This is a genomic window from Shewanella cyperi, assembly GCF_017354985.1.
In the GTDB taxonomy this organism is placed as follows: domain Bacteria; phylum Pseudomonadota; class Gammaproteobacteria; order Enterobacterales; family Shewanellaceae; genus Shewanella; species Shewanella cyperi.
Genome location: NZ_CP071501.1, coordinates 2,683,692 through 2,701,829, shown reverse-complemented (window position 1 = coordinate 2,701,829; position 18,138 = coordinate 2,683,692). Strand labels below are relative to the sequence as shown.

20 protein-coding genes are annotated in these 18,138 nt (G+C 54.9%); all 20 read left to right on the top strand.

Annotation, left to right across the window (positions count from 1 at the left end):
• The first annotated feature begins 11 nt into the window (after positions 1-11).
• The 20 genes from JYB84_RS11740 (at position 12) to flhB (ending at position 18,123) form a co-directional block, all read left to right on the top strand.
• Entirely contained in the window at positions 12-332 is a 321-nt protein-coding gene (locus JYB84_RS11740) for a hypothetical protein (protein ID WP_207320255.1), read from the top strand.
• A gap of 6 nt (positions 333-338) precedes the next feature.
• The gene (gene fliS, locus JYB84_RS11735) at positions 339-749 is read left to right on the top strand and encodes a flagellar export chaperone FliS (RefSeq protein ID WP_207320254.1); all 411 of its coding nucleotides are present in this window, start codon (positions 339-341) and stop codon (positions 747-749) included.
• Between the two features lie 284 nt (positions 750-1,033).
• Positions 1,034-2,464, top strand: a complete 1,431-nt coding sequence (locus tag JYB84_RS11730; RefSeq protein WP_323128522.1) for a sigma-54 dependent transcriptional regulator — start codon at positions 1,034-1,036, stop codon at positions 2,462-2,464.
• Positions 2,465-2,638: 174 nt separating this feature from the next.
• Positions 2,639-3,715, top strand: coding sequence for a sensor histidine kinase (locus JYB84_RS11725; protein ID WP_207320253.1), 1,077 nt, complete (start codon positions 2,639-2,641; stop codon positions 3,713-3,715).
• Complete coding sequence (locus JYB84_RS11720; protein ID WP_207320252.1) at positions 3,708-5,048, top strand: sigma-54-dependent transcriptional regulator; 1,341 nt, start codon at positions 3,708-3,710, stop codon at positions 5,046-5,048. The genes JYB84_RS11725 and JYB84_RS11720 overlap by 8 nt, the downstream gene beginning before the upstream one ends.
• A gap of 142 nt (positions 5,049-5,190) precedes the next feature.
• A complete protein-coding gene (gene fliE / locus JYB84_RS11715) occupies positions 5,191-5,526 on the top strand; it encodes a flagellar hook-basal body complex protein FliE (RefSeq protein ID WP_207320251.1) in 336 nt (111 codons plus the stop codon).
• Positions 5,527-5,567: 41 nt separating this feature from the next.
• Positions 5,568-7,268, top strand: coding sequence for a flagellar basal-body MS-ring/collar protein FliF (fliF, locus tag JYB84_RS11710; RefSeq protein WP_207320250.1), 1,701 nt, complete (start codon positions 5,568-5,570; stop codon positions 7,266-7,268).
• The gene (gene fliG / locus JYB84_RS11705; protein ID WP_207320249.1) at positions 7,261-8,298 is read left to right on the top strand and encodes a flagellar motor switch protein FliG; all 1,038 of its coding nucleotides are present in this window, start codon (positions 7,261-7,263) and stop codon (positions 8,296-8,298) included. The genes fliF and fliG overlap by 8 nt, the downstream gene beginning before the upstream one ends.
• A gap of 2 nt (positions 8,299-8,300) precedes the next feature.
• A complete protein-coding gene (gene fliH, locus JYB84_RS11700) occupies positions 8,301-9,215 on the top strand; it encodes a flagellar assembly protein FliH (RefSeq protein WP_207320248.1) in 915 nt (304 codons plus the stop codon).
• Positions 9,184-10,524, top strand: coding sequence for a flagellar protein export ATPase FliI (fliI, locus tag JYB84_RS11695; RefSeq protein ID WP_207323205.1), 1,341 nt, complete (start codon positions 9,184-9,186; stop codon positions 10,522-10,524). Before fliH ends, fliI begins: the two co-directional genes overlap by 32 nt.
• Before the next feature lie 3 nt (positions 10,525-10,527).
• Entirely contained in the window at positions 10,528-10,965 is a 438-nt protein-coding gene (gene fliJ / locus JYB84_RS11690; protein ID WP_207320247.1) for a flagellar export protein FliJ, read from the top strand.
• Positions 10,966-11,107: 142 nt separating this feature from the next.
• Positions 11,108-12,736 carry a flagellar hook-length control protein FliK gene (locus JYB84_RS11685; RefSeq protein WP_228289603.1) on the top strand — a complete coding sequence of 543 codons (1,629 nt, stop codon included), beginning with the start codon at positions 11,108-11,110 and terminating at the stop codon, positions 12,734-12,736.
• Positions 12,737-12,799: 63 nt separating this feature from the next.
• Positions 12,800-13,330 (top strand): flagellar basal body-associated protein FliL, encoded by a 531-nt coding sequence (gene fliL / locus JYB84_RS11680; protein ID WP_207320246.1) that lies wholly within the window; start codon positions 12,800-12,802, stop codon positions 13,328-13,330.
• A 33-nt stretch (positions 13,331-13,363) separates the two neighbouring features.
• Positions 13,364-14,392 carry a flagellar motor switch protein FliM gene (gene fliM, locus JYB84_RS11675; protein WP_207320245.1) on the top strand — a complete coding sequence of 343 codons (1,029 nt, stop codon included), beginning with the start codon at positions 13,364-13,366 and terminating at the stop codon, positions 14,390-14,392.
• An 11-nt stretch (positions 14,393-14,403) separates the two neighbouring features.
• Positions 14,404-14,778, top strand: a complete 375-nt coding sequence (gene fliN / locus JYB84_RS11670) for a flagellar motor switch protein FliN (RefSeq protein WP_207320244.1) — start codon at positions 14,404-14,406, stop codon at positions 14,776-14,778.
• Between the two features lie 13 nt (positions 14,779-14,791).
• Positions 14,792-15,169, top strand: a complete 378-nt coding sequence (gene fliO, locus JYB84_RS11665; RefSeq protein ID WP_407695998.1) for a flagellar biosynthetic protein FliO — start codon at positions 14,792-14,794, stop codon at positions 15,167-15,169.
• Complete coding sequence (fliP, locus tag JYB84_RS11660; protein WP_207320243.1) at positions 15,166-15,915, top strand: flagellar type III secretion system pore protein FliP; 750 nt, start codon at positions 15,166-15,168, stop codon at positions 15,913-15,915. The genes fliO and fliP overlap by 4 nt, the downstream gene beginning before the upstream one ends.
• Before the next feature lie 11 nt (positions 15,916-15,926).
• Positions 15,927-16,196: a flagellar biosynthesis protein FliQ gene (gene fliQ, locus JYB84_RS11655; protein ID WP_207320242.1), complete on the top strand. Its 270-nt coding sequence runs from the start codon at positions 15,927-15,929 to the stop codon at positions 16,194-16,196.
• A gap of 1 nt (position 16,197) precedes the next feature.
• Positions 16,198-16,986, top strand: coding sequence for a flagellar biosynthetic protein FliR (gene fliR, locus JYB84_RS11650; RefSeq protein ID WP_207320241.1), 789 nt, complete (start codon positions 16,198-16,200; stop codon positions 16,984-16,986).
• 3 nt (positions 16,987-16,989) lie between these two features.
• Positions 16,990-18,123, top strand: coding sequence for a flagellar biosynthesis protein FlhB (gene flhB / locus JYB84_RS11645; protein ID WP_207320240.1), 1,134 nt, complete (start codon positions 16,990-16,992; stop codon positions 18,121-18,123).
• Positions 18,124-18,138: the final 15 nt, after the last annotated feature.

Below are 18,138 nucleotides of genomic sequence, written 5' to 3'. Positions count from 1 at the left end.
TGGAGTAGGATTTGATTGAGCTTGACGAACTGAATGTACATATTGCCGAATTGCTAAGTAAATTAGCTGAATTGCCAGCAGAAAGTGTAGAAGCTGATGAGTTGGTATCAAATTTGCAGGTGGTTATTGGGCAGCGTCAATTTTTACTTAGTAGCTTAATTGCAAGTGCTAGTGCCGAAGATAGAGGGCGGCTCCAACAACAATTGGAGATTACCCTTCAATTTGAGAAGCAGGCCGTAACCCTGATGGAGCAACGTCGGGAATTGTTGAGCTTAGAAAGTAAAAGTAAACGTCAAATCAATATTTACAAGACTATAGATGCAGATAGGTAGGTACTTATGAGAGGGTCACTGCAATCATATCGCAAAGTTTCGCTGGAAAGTGAAATTGCCGTTGCGTCCCCCCACAGGATTATTCAAATGATGTTTGCCGGGGCGCTGGAACGTTTGGCACAGAGCCGCTATGCGATTGAGAACAATGATATCGCCAATAAAGGGATATACATTGGCAAGGCGATTGGCATTATTACCGGACTCAGTAATAGCCTGAACATGGAGGCCGGCGGTCAAATTGCGACAAACCTGCATGATTTGTATGACTTCATGCTGCGCAGAGTATCCGAAGCCAATCTCAATAATGATGTGCAGGCCATTGATGATGTTATGGAAATACTGCGTACCATTAAGGAAGGCTGGGATGCTATTCCGCAGGATAAACATCACATTAGCTCACATTCTGAAGCGATTTGATCCCTGTGTGTTTTTTAATCAAAAAAAGGCGCCCTGAGAGCGCCTTTTTTGACTGGCGACAAAAAATTGACTAAATCGTCTAATTCAGCAAGAAATTTAGTCTAGAATCAGTGTTGGAACAGCTTATTGCGTAACATAAGCTTGCTTCTCGTGAGCCGATAATACAATATTCCCTCTTGGTAACTTTTCTTCATATTTTGTTACCGGATAATGAGACAGTTATCAGCAACGAACACCAATAATTAATGCGATTTTTCTGGTATTTGAGCGTTACGGCCGACTGAATGATGCAGACAGACCAACGAATTTTGCTTGTAGGAACCCAATCTGAGCGTATTAGTCGCCTTTCCTGCATTCTTGAGTTTTTAGGCGAGCAGCTGGAACTTGTGTCCCCTGTGCAGCTGAACGAAAAAGTACAAAATACCCGATACAGGGCCTTGATCGTTGAAACTGATGCTATCCCTTTGGATAAGCTGAGGCCCATTGCCGCCCAAATCCCCTGGCAACCCATACTCTTGTTGGGACCGGTCGATGCTTTGGGGGGGAGTCTTATCGGTCAGCTTGAAGAGCCTTTCAACTACCCTCAACTAACCGAGATGCTGCATTTTTGTCAGGTCTACGGTCAGGCAAAACGCACCGAAGTTCCCACCAGTGGTAACCAGACCAAGTTGTTCCGCAGCTTGGTGGGACGCAGCGAAGGCATTGCCCAGGTAAGACACCTGATAAGCCAGGTGGCGGGTTCAGATGCAACCGTTCTGGTGCTAGGTCAGTCAGGCACAGGCAAGGAAGTGGTGGCTCGTAATATTCATTATCTGTCTGATCGCCGCGATGGCCCCTTTATTCCTGTCAACTGTGGCGCTATCCCGCCCGAGTTGCTCGAAAGTGAGCTCTTTGGCCATGAAAAAGGCTCATTTACCGGCGCCATCAGCTCCCGCAAAGGTCGTTTCGAATTGGCCGAAGGCGGCACCTTGTTCCTCGACGAAATCGGTGACATGCCACTGCAGATGCAGGTCAAATTGCTCAGGGTGTTGCAGGAGCGCGTATTCGAACGTGTTGGTGGCAGCAAGCCCTTGCAAGCGAATGTGAGGGTGGTGGCCGCGACCCATAGAAATTTAGAACAGATGATAGAAAACAACGAGTTCCGTGAGGACCTCTTCTATCGTCTCAATGTTTTCCCCATTGAAATGCCGGCATTGGCCGATCGCAGCGACGATATTCCCTTGTTGCTGCAGGAGCTGGTCAGCAGGGTATTCAATGAAGGACGGGGCAAGGTGCGTTTCACCCAGAGAGCCATCGAATCCCTCAAGGAGCACGACTGGTCGGGCAACGTGCGTGAACTGTCGAATCTGGTGGAGCGTCTGACCATCCTTTACCCGGGCGGTTTGGTTGACGTCAACGATCTGCCCATGAAGTATCGCCATATCGACGTGCCTGAGTACAGTGTTGAAGTCAGTGAAGAAATGCTGGAGCGCGATGCGCTGGCATCCATCTTCAGTGATGATGAACCCGTCGAGATCCCTGAGACCCGTTTCCCCAGTGAACTGCCTCCGGAAGGGGTCAATCTGAAGGATTTGTTGGCTGAATTGGAAATCGACATGATCCGCCAGGCGCTGGAGCAACAGGATAACGTGGTGGCCCGCGCGGCTGAGATGCTGGGGATCCGCCGTACTACCCTGGTGGAAAAAATGCGCAAGTATGGCATGAGCAAGGAATAGTTCATCGCTCAGCAAATGTAGAAGGCCGGCTCTGCCGGCCTTTGTTGTTTTTGTCCCCCAATCATACCCGCTCTTACTTAGATATTTTCATATCTATCATGCAGATAATGTTTACTGCTGATTGGCACGCTTCGTGCAGTTACTGAGCCATGTTCATTTTTTGACGGGGGCAGTATGTCTGCCAAACCTCAGGCTCAGCTAAGCGAATTTCCGGCGCTGAATTTGTCTTCCCTCAGGGGAGCCAAAGCGGATGCCGTTGCCATTTCCATGGATGAAGTGCTGCATGCCATGCCATCGGGTGTGGTGATATTGGATGGCAATGGTGTAGTGCGACAGGCCAACCCCATGGCCGCCGAATTGCTGGGAATGCCTTTGGTTGCCGAACGCTGGCTCAGCATTATCAACCGGGCTTTTGCTCCCCGTGAGGATGATGGTCACGAAGTGTCCTTGCGCAATGGCCGCAGGGTCAAGTTGGCCATTACCCCTTTACTGCAAACCCAGGGGCAATTGATTGTACTGACGGATCTGACCGAGACCCGTTTGTTGCAAAAACACGTGGCACACCTGCAACGTTTGTCTGCCTTGGGAAAAATGGTAGCCACCCTGGCACACCAGATCCGTACCCCCCTGGCGGCGGCATTACTTTATGCGTCCAATCTTGGCAGTGCCAAGTTAACTGCCGAATCCTCATCCCGCTTTCGACAAAAATTGGTGGACAGGCTCAATGAGCTTGAGCGTCAGGTCAATGACATGCTGTTGATGGCCAAGGGGCGTCACGAAGCCATGGGTGAGCGTACCCAACTGGCACCCATACTGGCCACAGTGATGGATAACTGCGCTCCCCTGGCACAGCGCAGCCAAGCTCAATTGCAGCTTATCGATTCCAGTCAGGGACAAATCCTGGCCAATGCCAATGCCCTGGGGTCTGCGATAAATAATCTGTTGATGAATAGCCTTGAGGCAGGTGCTAGCCGGATAGAAGTAAGGGCCGAGGATACAGAGGGTAAGGTGCTGCTGACGGTCACGGATAACGGTAAAGGCCTTGAGCCAGATCTACAGCAAAAAGTGCTGGAACCTTTTTATACCACCAAAGCCCAGGGAACCGGGTTGGGATTGGCCGTGGTGCAGACTGTGGTTCGCAATCACGGCGGCGAGTTCAATATGCAATGTGCACCCGGGCAAGGATGCTGTGTGACATTGCGTTTTCCGCTGGTGGCCGAGTCCATCAAAGAGGAGGTCAACCATGGCTGAAGCAAGCATATTGCTGGTGGAGGATGATGCCGCGCTGCGTGAGGCGCTGGTGGATACCCTGATGCTGGCTCACTACGATTGTCAGGAGGTTGCCAGTGCCGAGGAGGCCATTCTGGCGCTCAAGCATCGCCGTTTTGATATGGTGATCAGCGACGTACAAATGGAAGGCATAGGTGGCATGGGCCTGCTTGGCTATCTCAGGCAACATCATCCCAAGATTCCCGTGTTGCTGATGACCGCCTTTGCCACCATAGGCAGCGCTGTCAGCGCCATTAAACTGGGGGCGGTTGATTATTTGGCCAAACCCTTTGCTCCCGAGGTGCTGCTCAATCAGGTCAGCCGTTATCTGCCGGTGGCTGCCGCGCCCGACAGGCCGGTGGTGGCCGATGACAAGAGCTTGGCACTGCTGTCTCTGGCTGAGCGGGTGGCAAAGTCGGACGCTTCCGTAATGATCCTGGGCCCCAGCGGTTCGGGAAAGGAAGTGCTGGCGCGGTATATTCATAACAACAGTCCAAGGGCCGAGGGGCCATTTGTGGCCATCAACTGTGCCGCCATTCCGGAGAACATGCTGGAGGCGACCCTGTTCGGTTATGAGAAGGGCGCCTTCACCGGTGCTTTCCAGGCTTGCCCCGGCAAGTTTGAGCAGGCCCAAGGCGGCACCTTGCTGTTGGACGAGATCTCCGAGATGGATCTTGCGCTGCAGGCCAAGTTACTGAGGGTATTGCAGGAGCGTGAAGTTGAACGGCTCGGCAGTCGCAAAACCATCAAGCTGGATGTCAGGGTATTGGCAACCTCCAACAGAGATCTTAAGTCCATGGCCGAGCAGGGGGATTTTAGGGAAGATCTTTATTACAGGATCAATGTGTTCCCTCTGACCTGGCCGGCGCTGAACCAAAGACCTGCAGATATACTGCCGCTGGCCCGTCATCTTCTGGCCCGCCATTGGAGTCGCAATGGTATTGGCGCGGCTCCCGAACTGGACGACGGTGCCTGCCGTCGTTTGCTGTCCTACCGTTGGCCCGGCAACGTGCGGGAGTTGGATAATGTCATCCAGCGCGCCATCATTCTGTGCCACGATGCGACGGTGACGGCCCAGGACATTATTCTGGATGCCCAGGAAGTGGCCTTTACCGAACATACAGGGGAAGGGCGCTGTGAGCCGGATGGCCTGGGGGATGAACTCAAGGCCCAGGAGCACGTCATCATTCTTGAAACCCTGTCCCAATGTAAAGGCAGCCGCAAACTGGTGGCCGAGCGTCTGGGGATCAGTGCCCGCACGCTCAGGTACAAGATGGCCAGGATGCGTGAAATGGGCATTCAATTACCGGCCTGACCGCTGATCCCCCCCATAAAAGCAGAGCTTGTCTCTGCTTTTCCTCGTTTCTGCTTTCTTGCCCTGATACAGTTGGCAAAGATTTTGCTTTATCTGGTTATCGCGTTTAATCGCCGTCAAATTAGTGACAAGGGAGCCGGATATGCAAATTGGAAATTCTTCACTGCTGCAGGAGATGCAAGCGCTGACGCGCGAAATCTCGCCGCAGATGGGCATAGAAGCCAATCCCCTGCGCCAGGTTAACAATACCGCCGGCACCGATTTTGGTGATCTGTTGGTCAATGCCCTGGGCAACGTCAATCAGCTGCAAGGTACCGCCAGCAATCTGGCCACCCGTCTTGAGATGGGTGACACCACAGTCACTCTGTCCGACACTGTCATTGCCCGGGAAAAGGCCAGTGTCGCCTTCGAGGCCACGGTACAGGTGCGCAACAAATTGGTGGAAGCGTACAAAGAAATCATGAGCATGCCTGTATAGGCCCGTAACGCATTTAAAGGGTGACTGACGTGAGCACAGATATGATAGTCGGAAGCGGTGCGGGAATGGGCGCCGAGGGGCTGGAAGGAATGGCACAGGAAAACAAGTCTGGTATGTTAGGCAGCCTGGGTGGCGTCGACATGATGCGCCAAATCACCATGATTTTGGCTCTGGCCATCTGTTTGGCCCTGGCAGTCTTTATCATGATGTGGGCTCAGGAACCGGAGTACCGCCCCTTGGGTAAGATGGAAACCCAGGAAATGGTGCAGGTGCTGGATGTGCTCGACAAGAACAAGATCCCCTATCAGATTGATGTGGATGTGGTGAAGGTGCCCGAGGACAAGTATCAGGACGTCAAGATGATGCTGAGCCGCGCCGGCGTCGACAGCTCACCGGCTGGCAGTGAGGACTTCCTCAGTCAGGACAGTGGTTTCGGCGTCAGTCAGCGCATGGAGCAGGCCCGTCTGAAACACAGTCAGGAGCAAAACCTGGCCCGCGCCATCGAAGAGCTGAAAAGTATCAGTCGCGCCAAGGTGATCCTGGCCCTGCCCAAAGAAAATGTGTTCGCCCGCAATAAATCCCAACCCAGCGCTACTGTGGTGGTCACCACCCGTCGTGGTGGTTTGGGTCAGGGTGAAGTGGATGCGATTGTGGACATTGTGGCCTCGGCCGTGCAGGGACTGGAACCCACCAAGGTGACAGTCACAGACTCAAATGGTCGTTTGCTCAACTCAGGCAGCCAGGATGGTGTCTCTGCCCGTGCTCGCCGTGAACTTGAACTGGTGCAGCAGAAAGAAGCCGAATACCGCAGCAAGATTGACGCGATTTTGATGCCGATATTGGGGCCGGAAAATTTCACCTCCCAGGTGGATGTCAGTATGGACTTTACCGCCGTGGAGCAGACCGCTAAAAGGTTCAATCCCGATCTGCCAGCGGTTCGCAGCGAGATGACAGTGGAGAACAGCAGCGGTGGCGCCGGTGTGATGGGGATCCCGGGCGCCCTGTCCAATCAGCCTCCCATGGAGTCCAACATCCCGCAAACCCTGGCGGCAGCAAACCAGTCTGCCTCGGAAAACAATGGTTCCAGCCACAGGGAAGCGACCCGTAATTATGAGCTCGACACCACTATCAGCCATACCCGTCAACAGGTTGGGGTATTGCGCCGGGTGAGTGTTTCCGTAGCGGTGGATTTCAAGAACGGCGGCGCCAACGGCGAAGGTCAGGTGGCCCGCGTGCCCAGAACCGAACAGGAACTGGCCAATATCCGCCGCCTGCTGGAAGGTGCCGTGGGCTTTGACAGCCAGCGTGGCGACATGCTGGAAGTGGTTACCGTGCCCTTTATGGACCAGCTTATCGAGGAAGTTCCCGAGCCCGAACTGTGGGAGCAACCCTGGTTCTGGCGTGCCCTCAAGTTGGGATTGGGTGCCTTCGTTATCCTGGTGCTGATCCTGTTCGTGGTCCGCCCTATGCTGAAGCGGCTGATTTATCCCGATGGTATCGCCATGCCAGATGAACCCCGTCTGGGTCATGAGCTGGCCGAGATTGAAGACCAATATGCAGCCGATACATTGGGCATGTTGTCGGCCCCCGATGCAGAGTACAGTTATGCGGATGACGGCTCAATTTTGATCCCAAATCTGCACAAAGATGATGATATGATTAAGGCCATACGCGCACTGGTGGCCAACGAGCCCGAACTATCCACCCAAGTGGTGAAGAACTGGTTACAAGACAATGGCTGAGACTAAAGAGAAAGTGACAACCGGCTTCAATGTCAAAGACTTGTCCGGTATTGATAAGACGGCCATCCTGCTGCTGAGCCTGAGCGAGGCCGATGCTGCCGCCATCCTCAAACATCTGGAACCCAAGCAGGTGCAGAAGGTGGGTATGGCCATGGCGGCGATGCAGGACTTCGGTCAGGAAAAGGTCATCGGGGTACACAAGCTGTTCCTGGATGATATCCAGAAGTTTTCCTCCATTGGCTTCAACAGCGAAGAGTTTGTGCGCAAGGCATTGACCGCAGCTCTGGGTGAAGACAAGGCCGGCAACCTTATCGAACAGATCATCATGGGTGGCGGTGCCAAGGGGCTCGATTCACTCAAGTGGATGGACGCCCGTCAGGTGGCCACCATCATCCAGAACGAACACCCACAAATTCAGACCATAGTGCTGTCCTATCTTGAGCCGGATCAGGCGGCGGAAATTTTTGCCCAGTTCCCGGAAAACACCCGTCTTGATTTGCTGATGCGGATTGCCAACCTTGAAGAAGTTCAGCCTGCAGCCTTGCAGGAACTGAACGACATCATGGAGAAACAGTTTGCCGGCCAGGGTGGCGCCCAAGCGGCAAAGATGGGCGGCCTGAAAGCGGCGGCCAACATCATGAACTACCTGGATACCGCCATCGAGAGCCAGCTGATGGAGACCATGCGCGAATCCGACGAGGAAATGGCGCAACAGATCCAGGATCTGATGTTTGTGTTCGAAAACCTTATCGACGTGGACGACCGTGGTATCCAGACGCTGCTGCGCGAAGTACAGCAGGATGTGTTGATGAAGGCCCTGAAGGGCACCGACGAACCGCTCAAGGACAAGATCCTTGGCAACATGTCCAAGCGTGCAGCCGAATTGCTGCGTGACGATCTTGAGGCCATGGGCCCGATCCGGGTCAGTGAAGTTGAGTTGGCCCAGAAAGAGATCCTGTCCATTGCCAGACGCCTGAGCGACGCCGGTGAGATTATGCTCGGCGGCGGTGGCGGTGAAGAGTTCATCTAACTATGACCTACAGCAAACCCGCCAAACACCTGCTGCGCCCCGAGAGCGACAAGGACTTCAGTCACTGGCAGTTGCCCGATGTGACCGAAGTCCAGCAATCGGTGGAGTCCAACCTGCTGGGGCGTAAACCCGGTGTTTACCAACCCGCGCCGGCCGAAGAAGTGGTGGCGCCGCCGACCATGGCGGAAATCGAAGCTATTCGTGAGGCCGCCGAACAGGAAGGCTTTGCCGCGGGTCAGGAACAGGGATATGGCGAGGGGCTGGAAAAGGGCCGTCTTACCGGCCTGGAACAGGGTCATAAGGAAGGCTTCGCCCAGGGGCACGAACAGGGACTGGCGGAGGGCTTGGCGCATGCCGGGCAGTTGGTTGAACGTTTTGAAGCCTTATTGGCACAGTTTGCCGCCCCCCTGTCACACCTGGATAGAGAAATTGAACTGTCACTGGTGGAGTTGGCCATGACCCTGGCGCGCCAGGTGTTGCTCCATGAGCTTAAGACTCACCCCGAACAGGTATTGGCCGCACTTCGAAAAGGGGTAGAGTGTTTGCCCATCAAGGAGCAGCGGATCAATCTGCGCCTCAATCCCGACGACGTTGAATTACTGTCAGGTCTTTATAGCCAGGCCCAGCTGGAGCGACAAAAGTGGGAAATTGAAGCGGATCCCACTCTAGCACGGGGCGACTGCATTATCGAAAGCCAACGCTCCAGCGTGGATCTGCGCATTGAACAAAGAATGGCTGCCGTGTTTGAAGGTCTGGAGCAGCAGACCGGTATTTTGAAGCAGCAGCTGGCAAATCATGAGCAGCATTCGGAACAAGCCGAGCAAACGCTTGCCGCGGCTGAAGAGGACCAAGCCGGGGTGCAGACCTCGGAACCGGGAGACGATGATGTCAGCTCGCAGCCAACACCTGCTCCATAACCTGACGCAATACACCCAGGGTATTGCCCCTTTCAGACCCGTAGCCTCCGGCCAACTGGTACGCGTAGTCGGCTTGACCCTGGAGGCCAGCGGTTGCCGTGCTCCAGTCGGCAGCTTGTGCGCCATCGAGACCATGCAGGGCGAACTGGTGGCCGAGGTCATAGGTTTTGACGACGAACTCCTGTACCTGATGCCCATAGATGAACTCAGGGGCGTGCTTCCCGGAGCCCGGGTTATCCCCTTGGGTGAACAGAGTGGCCTTAATGTCGGCATGTCGCTGCTGGGGCGGGTGCTGGACGGCAGTGGCCAGCCACTCGATGGTCTGGGACCGCTGAATACAGATCAAAAAGCCTCCCGCCACAGTCCTGCCATGAATCCTCTGGCCAGAAGGCCCATTCATGAACCCCTGGATGTGGGGGTGCGCGCCATCAATGCCATGCTCACCGTGGGTAAAGGTCAGCGTATGGGCCTGTTCGCCGGTTCGGGGGTGGGTAAGTCGGTGTTGCTTGGCATGATGACCCGGGGGACCACCGCCGACATTATTGTGGTAGGGCTGGTGGGCGAACGTGGCCGCGAAGTAAAAGAATTCATTGAGGAGATCCTCGGTCCCGAAGGCCGGGCCCGCTCCGTGGTGGTGGCGGCACCTGCCGATACCTCGCCCCTGATGCGTCTGCGGGCCTGTGAAACCTCGACCCGTATTGCCGAGTATTTCCGTGATTTGGGCTACGACGTGCTGCTGTTGATGGACAGCCTGACCCGTTATGCCCAGGCCCAGCGTGAAATTGCCTTGGCCGTGGGCGAGCCGCCCGCAACCAAGGGGTATCCGCCGTCGGTGTTTGCCAAGTTGCCCAGGTTGGTGGAACGCGCCGGTAACGGTGGTCCGGGGCAGGGCTCTATTACCGCTTTTTATACCGTGCTGACCGAGGGGGACGACCAACAGGATCCCATTGCCGACGCCAGCCGGGCGATTCTCGACGGTCACATAGTGCTTTCCCGGGCCCTTGCCGATTCGGGGCATTACCCTGCCATTGACATCGAAGCCTCCATCAGCCGGGTGGCGCCCATGGTGATTTCCGATCTGCATCTGGAGTGCATGCGTAAAGTTAAACAGGTGTATTCCCTGTACCAGCAAAATAAAGATCTGATTTCCATCGGGGCTTACGCCCAGGGCAGCGATCCCCGCATCGACAATGCCATTCGACTGCAGCCGGTGATGAACGCTTTTTTGCGCCAGACCATGCGTGATGCCATTTCCTTTGCTGACAGCGAACTGATGCTGACCCAGCTTGCCGCCCAGTGCAAGGTGTAATCCATGGCCGCCCGGGATCCACTGCTGACCGTGCTCAAACTCGCCTCCGAAGCAGAAGAGCAGGCGGCCTTGCGGCTTAAGGCTGCCCAGCTAGAAGCCCAGAAACGCAAGCAGCAGCTTGATGCCCTCAATCAGTATCGGCTGGACTATATGCAACAGCTGACCGGGCAGCAGGGCAAACAGATCAGTGCCAACTACTACCAGCAGTTTCACAAGTTCATCCAACAGATCGATCAGGCCATCAGCCAACAGTTACGCACCGTTGCCAGTGCCAACACCCAGGTGCAGCATCGGCAGCAACATTGGCTGGAAAAGCAGCAAAAGCGCAAGGCCGTGGAACTGCTGCTTGAGCACAAGGCGCAAAAGCGCGAGCGGGCAGAGGCCAAGCGCGAGCAAAAGCTTGCCGATGAGTTCGCCATTCAACAATTTATCCGCCGCTGAACAATTTATCCGTCACTGAAAGATATTTAGTATTTTTGGTTCGATTTTTGCTTAATCCCATTAAGGTATAAGCGCCAGTCATAATGCCGACGGCCGACTGGGACCCGGGCTGCGCTTTGGCGCAGCAGGTGAGGAGAACGCAATGCAACAAATGAGCAATGTGCTGCTGGGTGGTGGAGCCAAGGTGCAGGCCACAGCGGGAAAAGACAGCGTCGACAGCAATGAAAACGGTGATTTTTCAGCGTTTTTCGACAAGGCAACCGCCGGTGGCGAAGCACAGGAAACGGTCAGGGTTGAGCGTGCCAACCCCGGCGATAAGTCAGATGAACTTGACGCCAAAACGTCAGCCGACAATGAAGATAACGTCGCCCTGGTCTTCGCGCAAATTCAGTACTCCAGCATTATTCAGGAGCCGCAAAGTCAATCCGGGGTGACAGACTTTGCCGTCGATCTTGCCGCTGACGTTGCCGCCGTCGTTCCTGATGGAGACAGTTTGCCGCAGGATCTGGCCCTGCTTCCCAAATTGATTGATGGTGAGCCGGCTTCCGGCACCATATCGCCGTTGCAGGCCATGGACAGGTTAATGTCTGAACTGGAGTCGGGTAATCCGGAAATCCTCACCGAGTTGGCTGAGCTGCTTGATGTCGATCCCAAGATGTTGCAGCAAATGGCACCCGAAGAGTTGCAGCAATGGCTGAACCAAAAATTCAAAGACCCCTCCGCTATGGCCCAGTTGCAGCAGTTGATGGGCTCCCAGGGAATCAGCGACAGTCGTTTGGTCGATGGCGTAGATAGCCGGGGAGATGCGCTAAACATATCCAAAGGCCAGCAATTGGCCCCTGGATGGGGTGCGGGCAAGACTCCAGGTGCGGAAAGAGACCATATATTGCCGATTAAACAGCAGATCACCGGCAATGCTGACGGACAGGAGATCCCTGATGCCACACCTGTGGAGCCCCTGGCAAAAGACGCCAAGGTGGAGCAGGGACAACAGAACCTGGCCGAATTTAAGTTGCAGCCGGTGGTGGTGCCACAGGCTCAGGTTAATCCCGCAGCGCCAAACGCCGCTCAGGGCGTTTCGCCAACTGTCAATCCATTGGCGGCTGAGCCGCTGGGTTCCATGTCCGATGGGTTGGCTATGCCGGTGGCCGATGCAGCGAAACAATTGGCCAACAGTGAACTCATTCTGGTGGAAGGAAAAGAGCCCCAGGTGCAGCTGAAAGCGCAGGACACGTTATTGTTTACTGGCATTAATGGCGAGGGGCACAAGGACATCCAGGCCTTGTCACAGCACAGCCGAACCGAGATGCCACAGTTGCAGCTGTCATTACGACAGGGCATGGAGCAGAGCCAGAACATGCATGACATGATCCAGCGTTTTGCTCCCATGATGAAGCAGCAATTGGTCACCATGGTCAGCCAGGGGATCCAACAGGCGGAAATCCGTCTTGACCCGCCGGAGCTGGGGCAAATGATGGTGCGCATTCAGGTGCAGGGGCAGGAAACCCAGGTGCAATTCCACGTCACCCAGTCACAGACCCGGGATGTGATGGAGCAGGCACTGCCAAGACTCAGGGAAATGCTGGCCGAGCAGGGCATGCAGCTGACCGATGGTCAGGTGTCCCAGGGCGGTGGTGGCCGAGACTTCGGCAGTCGCGAAGGCAGCGGTGGCGCATCCCAGGAATCCATGGATGAAAAAGCAGCAGAAGAAACTTTGTTAAGCGTAAATCAGACAACAAGTTACGGCTCGGGTATAGATTATTACGCTTAACGAGGTAACCTATAGGCAATCGCAAGCATCGGGGTTGTCATTGGCAAGGACAAAGGCGGATACATGGCTGAAGAAGAAGATCTGAAACTGGAAGAAACGCAGCAGCCCAAAAAGCGCAACAAGTTATTGTTGTTTGGCATAGGTGGTGGTGTAGTACTGCTGCTGATTGTGCTGGGATTGTGGTTTTTCCTGTCTGGGGATGATGAGAGTGCCGGAGAGTCCGTAGCAACAGACACCACAGAAATGAGTACCAGTGCTGATCCTGCCACCAAGAGCGAAGCTTACTATGTGGGGATGCCGCGCCCGTTTCTGTTCAACCTGCCCGGTGCCAATCGTACCCGCTTGGTGGAAATCAAGGTGCAGTTGATGGTGCGTGGTTCGGAAGATGATGTTCTGGTCCGAAAGCACATTCCTTTGATTGAGGATGCCCTGCTGACCACCTTCAGCGGCGCCGACGAGCAGAAAATGACGACCCAGGCCGGGAAGGATGAACTCAGGCAACTGGCGTTGCTGAATGTACAGAACACGCTGCAACCGGTGACCGGCCATAAAGTGGTTGAAAAAGTGTTGTTTACCGGCTTTGTGATGCAATAGGCATACGGGCTTTGATGGATATAAGGCGGAATCGTGACTGATTTATTAAGCCAAGACGAAATTGACGCGCTACTTCACGGGGTCGATGATGTCGAAGAGGAAGATGTCGACGAGAGTGGCATAGAGGCGCGTGCCTACGACTTTTCTTCCCAGGACAGAATAGTCCGTGGCCGGATGCCGACGCTGGAAATAGTGAACGAGCGCTTTGCCCGTCATTTGCGGATCAGCATGTTCAATATGATGCGCCGGGCCGCCGAGGTATCCATCAACGGCGTTCAGATGCTCAAGTTCGGCGAATACGTCCATACCCTGTTCGTGCCCACCAGTCTTAACATGGTGCGTTTCCAGCCCCTTAAGGGCACGGCGTTGATCACCATGGAAGCCCGATTGGTGTTTATCCTGGTGGACAACTTCTTCGGTGGTGACGGTCGATTCCACGCCAAGATAGAAGGCCGTGAATTTACCCCGACGGAGCGACGCATTGTCCAGTTGCTGCTGAAAATCATTTTCGAGGATTACAAAGACGCCTGGGCTCCGGTGATGGACGTGGAGTTCGATTATCTGGACTCGGAAGTCAACCCGGCCATGGCCAACATAGTCAGCCCCACAGAGGTGGTGGTGGTGAACTCCTTCCATATTGAAGTGGACGGCGGTGGTGGTGACTTTCACATCACCATGCCCTATTCGATGATAGAACCCATAAGGGAATTGCTCGACGCCGGTGTGCAGAGCGATAAGCAGGACACGGACATGCGCTGGTCCCAGGCTCTGCGGGACGAGATCATGGATGTGGACGTGGGCTTTGAAGCCACCTTGGTCGAGCACGAGCTGACCCTGCGTGATGTCATGGAAATGAAGGCCGGCGATATTATCCCGGTGGAGTTGCCCGAATACGTCTTGATGAAGATTGAAGAGCTGCCGACCTACCGCTGTAAACTCGGTCGCTCGCGGGAGAATCTGGCGCTGAAGATTTGTGAGAAAATTCCACGTCCGGAAACGGTCAAGAGTGAATTGCAACTGGTGACCCGCAAAGGAAAATCCAGAGATATCTCTGATTTGTAAGGTGAACTGATATGAGTACAGAAGACGATTGGGCAGCGGCCATGGCCGAACAGGCTTTGGAAGAAGCCCAGATTGCTGAATATGAAGAGCTGAAAGATGAAAGCAAACCGCTGACCTCGGAAGACGCGGCCAAGCTGGATACCATTATGGATATTCCTGTGACCATTTCCATGGAAGTGGGTCGCAGCTTTATCAGCATCCGCAACCTGCTGCAGCTGAACCAGGGCTCTGTGGTTGAGCTGGACAGGGTTGCCGGTGAGCCTTTGGACGTCATGGTCAACGGCACCCTGATAGCCCACGGTGAAGTGGTGGTGGTGAACGATAAATTCGGTATCCGCCTGACCGATGTGATCAGCCAAACCGAACGGATTAAGAAACTCAAGTAAGAGGAAAGCGCCTGTGACAGGTACCCTGTTTGCCGCCTTGGCACCCGCCAGTACAGCCGCCGAAACACAGGCGCCTGCATCCAATCTGGCGCCTCTGGCCAGCATGCTCGGGGGCCTTATCCTGGTATTGCTGTTGATATTCGTACTGGCCTATCTGCTGCGGCGCCTCAATTTGGTGCCCGGCAGTGGCAGTCTGATGAAGACGCTGGCCGTGACCCCATTGGGACAAAAGGAAAAGTTGGTATTGGTGGATGTTGGCGGCGAGCAATATCTGCTGGGGGTGACGCCAAGCAGCGTCAATCTGATTGAAAAACTCGCCTCTCCCCTGGACATCCCACAAGACAATACGTTTGCGGCGCGCCTGAAGCAGGCTAAGGCAAAACAGGCATGAGCAATTATTTTTTCCGTATTCTGGCGCTGATGTGTTGTATCTTGGCCTTGCCTGCGGGCGCCGCCGATGGTGTATTGCCGGCCGTCACTGTAACCACCACCCCCGATGGTGGCAGCGAATACTCGGTTACCCTGCAAATTCTGCTGTTGATGACGGCGCTGAGCTTTCTGCCGGCCATGGTCATCATGCTCACCAGCTTTACCCGCATCATAGTGGTGCTGTCGATATTGCGACAGGCCATCGGCTTGCAGCAGACGCCATCGAATCAGGTGCTGGTGGGAATGGCAATGTTCATGACCTTCTTCATCATGGCGCCGGTGTTTGACAAGATTTACGAGCAGGGCGTTAAGCCTTATCTGGATGAGCAGCTTACGGTGACCCAGGCCTTTGATCAGGGCAAGGAACCGCTCAAGGCCTTTATGTTGTCCCAGGTGCGCACCACGGATCTGCAAACCTTTATCGATATTGCCGGCTACAAAGATATCGACAGTCCCGAAGCGGCGCCCATTACCGTTCTTATCCCGGCCTTCATTACCAGTGAACTCAAAACCGCGTTCCAGATAGGCTTTATGCTGTTTGTGCCCTTCCTGGTGATCGATTTGGTGGTGGCCAGTATCCTGATGGCCATGGGTATGATGATGCTGTCACCCATGATTGTGTCGCTGCCGTTCAAGATCATGTTGTTTGTGCTGGTGGATGGCTGGAGCCTGGTGCTCGGTACCCTAGCCAACAGCTTTGGGCCCTAGGGAGGCAGGACATGACTCCAGAAGCCCTGATTGATATCTTCCGTGACGCCCTGGCGGTCATAGTGATGGCGGTGTCCGTCATTGTGGTGCCCGGACTGGTGGTGGGTCTGATTGTCGCTGTATTCCAGGCCGCCACCTCCATCAACGAACAGACCTTAAGTTTCCTGCCGCGTTTGCTTATCACCTTGTTGGCACTGATGTACACAGGGCATTGGCTGGTGCAGACCCTGATGGACTTCTTTGTCGAGATGGTCAACATGATCCCTTCGGTCGTGGGCTGATATGGACTGGCTGCTGGCGACACTGATGGACAGTATCAAGGGCTATCTTTGGCCCCTGTTCCGGATCGCCGCCATGTTGATGGTGATGGCGGTATTTGGTGCCACCACTACGCCCGCCCGGGTCAGACTGCTGTTGTCCGTGGCCATGACCTTCGCTGTCGCTCCCATGTTGCCCCCGATGCCCTCTGGAGAACTCTTTGCACTGAGCTCGGTATTTATCAGTGCCCAGCAGGTGCTTATCGGTGCGGCCATGGGCTTTGTCAGCCTGATGATGATCCAGATTTTTGTGCTGACCGGACAGATAGTGGGTATGCAAACCAGTTTGGGTTTCGCCTCCATGGTGGACCCGGGGTCCGGGCAGCAAACCCCGGCAGTGGGCAACTTTTTCCTGCTGCTGGCAACCATGATATTCCTGGCGGTAGACGGGCATTTGCTGATGATCCGCATGTTAATCGCCAGCTTTGAGACGGTGCCTGTGTCAATGGAAGGCATCAATATCTCCAGCTATCGGGCCCTGGCCGAGTGGGGCAACTATATGTTCGGCGCTGCCCTGACCATGTCCCTGTCGGCCATTACGGCACTGTTGCTGATAAACCTCTCCTTCGGGGTCATGACCCGGGCCGCACCGCAGCTGAATATTTTTGCCATTGGCTTCCCGGTCATCATGATCTGTGGTCTGTTGATCCTCTGGCTGACCCTGGAGCCCATCATGGGCCATTTCGACGAAATCTGGCAGGCTGCCCAATTGCTTATGTGCGATATCAGCCGCGTTCAATGCAAGGTGAATTAGACCATGGCAGAGAACGATACCAGTCAGGAAAGGACAGAAGAACCCACGTCGAGGCGCCTTGAACAGGCGCGTGAGAAAGGTCAGGTTGCCCGCTCCAAGGAACTGGGCACAGCCGCCGTATTGCTGGCGGCAGCGGCCGGCTTTTTAATGATGGGCCCAATGCTTGCCCGCAGCATGTACCTGATGATGGGCAGTGTGTTTACCATGACCCGCGATCAGGTATACGACACCCAGAGTATGTTGCTGGTGTGGGGGGCCATTGGTAAGGAATTGGCCTTGCCCATGCTGGGATTTTTGCTGATGTTGGCGCTGATTGCCTTTATTGGCAATATAGTGCTGGGAGGGATCACCTTTTCCGCCAGCGCCTTTATGCCCAAGGGCAACAAACTCAACCCCATGAACGGCTTCAAGCGGATGTTCGGCGTCCAGGCCCTGGTGGAGCTGGTGAAGGGCATTGCCAAGTTTTCCGTGGTCGCGCTGGCGGCATACATGCTGCTTTCGGTGCATTTCAACGAAATCATGCAGCTATCCAGTGACCATCTGCCGGGCAATGTGTTCCATGCCCTCAAGCTGGTGATGTGGATGTTCCTGTGGATCAGTGCTTCCATGCTGCTCATTGCCGCCATAGATGTGCCGTTTCAGCTGTGGAATCACAACCGTCAGCTGAAAATGACCAAGCAGGAAGTCAAGGACGAATACAAGGACACCGAAGGTAAGCCCGAGGTCAAGGGCAGGATCCGCCAGATGCAGCGGGAATTGGCCATGCGCCGTATGATGGCAGAGGTGCCCAAGGCCGACGTGATAGTGGTCAACCCCGAGCACTATGCGGTGGCAATCAAATATGACGTCACCCGCTCGCCGGCACCCTTTGTGGTCGCCAAAGGGGTGGACGATGTGGCCTTCAAAATCCGCGAGATTGCCCGCGAACACCAGGTGGCGATAGTGTCGGCGCCGCCGCTGGCCCGCGCCATTTATCACACCACCAAGCTCGATCAGCAGGTGCCCGAAGGCCTGTTTACCGCCGTGGCCCAGGTGCTGGCCTATGTGTTCCAGCTGCGGCAATACCAGAAAGGTAAGGGCACCAGGCCCAAACCCATTCCGCTCAACCAGCCAATTCCGGACGATTTGAAATACTGAGTCATCTTGGCCTGC

What these genes read in the sequence shown, in the direction of transcription:
- JYB84_RS11725 (WP_207320253.1), top strand. Translation starts at nt 2,639, where the DNA reads ATGTCTGCCAAACCTCAGGCTCAGCTAAGCGAATTTCCGGCGCTGAAT.
- fliH (WP_207320248.1), top strand. Translation starts at nt 8,301, where the DNA reads ATGACCTACAGCAAACCCGCCAAACACCTGCTGCGCCCCGAGAGCGAC.
- fliS (WP_207320254.1), top strand. Translation starts at nt 339, where the DNA reads ATGAGAGGGTCACTGCAATCATATCGCAAAGTTTCGCTGGAAAGTGAA.
- JYB84_RS11730 (WP_323128522.1), top strand. Translation starts at nt 1,034, where the DNA reads ATGATGCAGACAGACCAACGAATTTTGCTTGTAGGAACCCAATCTGAG.
- fliN (WP_207320244.1), top strand. Translation starts at nt 14,404, where the DNA reads ATGAGTACAGAAGACGATTGGGCAGCGGCCATGGCCGAACAGGCTTTG.
- JYB84_RS11685 (WP_228289603.1), top strand. Translation starts at nt 11,108, where the DNA reads ATGCAACAAATGAGCAATGTGCTGCTGGGTGGTGGAGCCAAGGTGCAG.
- fliL (WP_207320246.1), top strand. Translation starts at nt 12,800, where the DNA reads ATGGCTGAAGAAGAAGATCTGAAACTGGAAGAAACGCAGCAGCCCAAA.
- JYB84_RS11720 (WP_207320252.1), top strand. Translation starts at nt 3,708, where the DNA reads ATGGCTGAAGCAAGCATATTGCTGGTGGAGGATGATGCCGCGCTGCGT.
- flhB (WP_207320240.1), top strand. Translation starts at nt 16,990, where the DNA reads ATGGCAGAGAACGATACCAGTCAGGAAAGGACAGAAGAACCCACGTCG.
- fliI (WP_207323205.1), top strand. Translation starts at nt 9,184, where the DNA reads ATGTCAGCTCGCAGCCAACACCTGCTCCATAACCTGACGCAATACACC.
- fliG (WP_207320249.1), top strand. Translation starts at nt 7,261, where the DNA reads ATGGCTGAGACTAAAGAGAAAGTGACAACCGGCTTCAATGTCAAAGAC.
- fliR (WP_207320241.1), top strand. Translation starts at nt 16,198, where the DNA reads ATGGACTGGCTGCTGGCGACACTGATGGACAGTATCAAGGGCTATCTT.
- fliF (WP_207320250.1), top strand. Translation starts at nt 5,568, where the DNA reads ATGATAGTCGGAAGCGGTGCGGGAATGGGCGCCGAGGGGCTGGAAGGA.
- fliJ (WP_207320247.1), top strand. Translation starts at nt 10,528, where the DNA reads ATGGCCGCCCGGGATCCACTGCTGACCGTGCTCAAACTCGCCTCCGAA.
- fliE (WP_207320251.1), top strand. Translation starts at nt 5,191, where the DNA reads ATGCAAATTGGAAATTCTTCACTGCTGCAGGAGATGCAAGCGCTGACG.
- fliP (WP_207320243.1), top strand. Translation starts at nt 15,166, where the DNA reads ATGAGCAATTATTTTTTCCGTATTCTGGCGCTGATGTGTTGTATCTTG.
- fliQ (WP_207320242.1), top strand. Translation starts at nt 15,927, where the DNA reads ATGACTCCAGAAGCCCTGATTGATATCTTCCGTGACGCCCTGGCGGTC.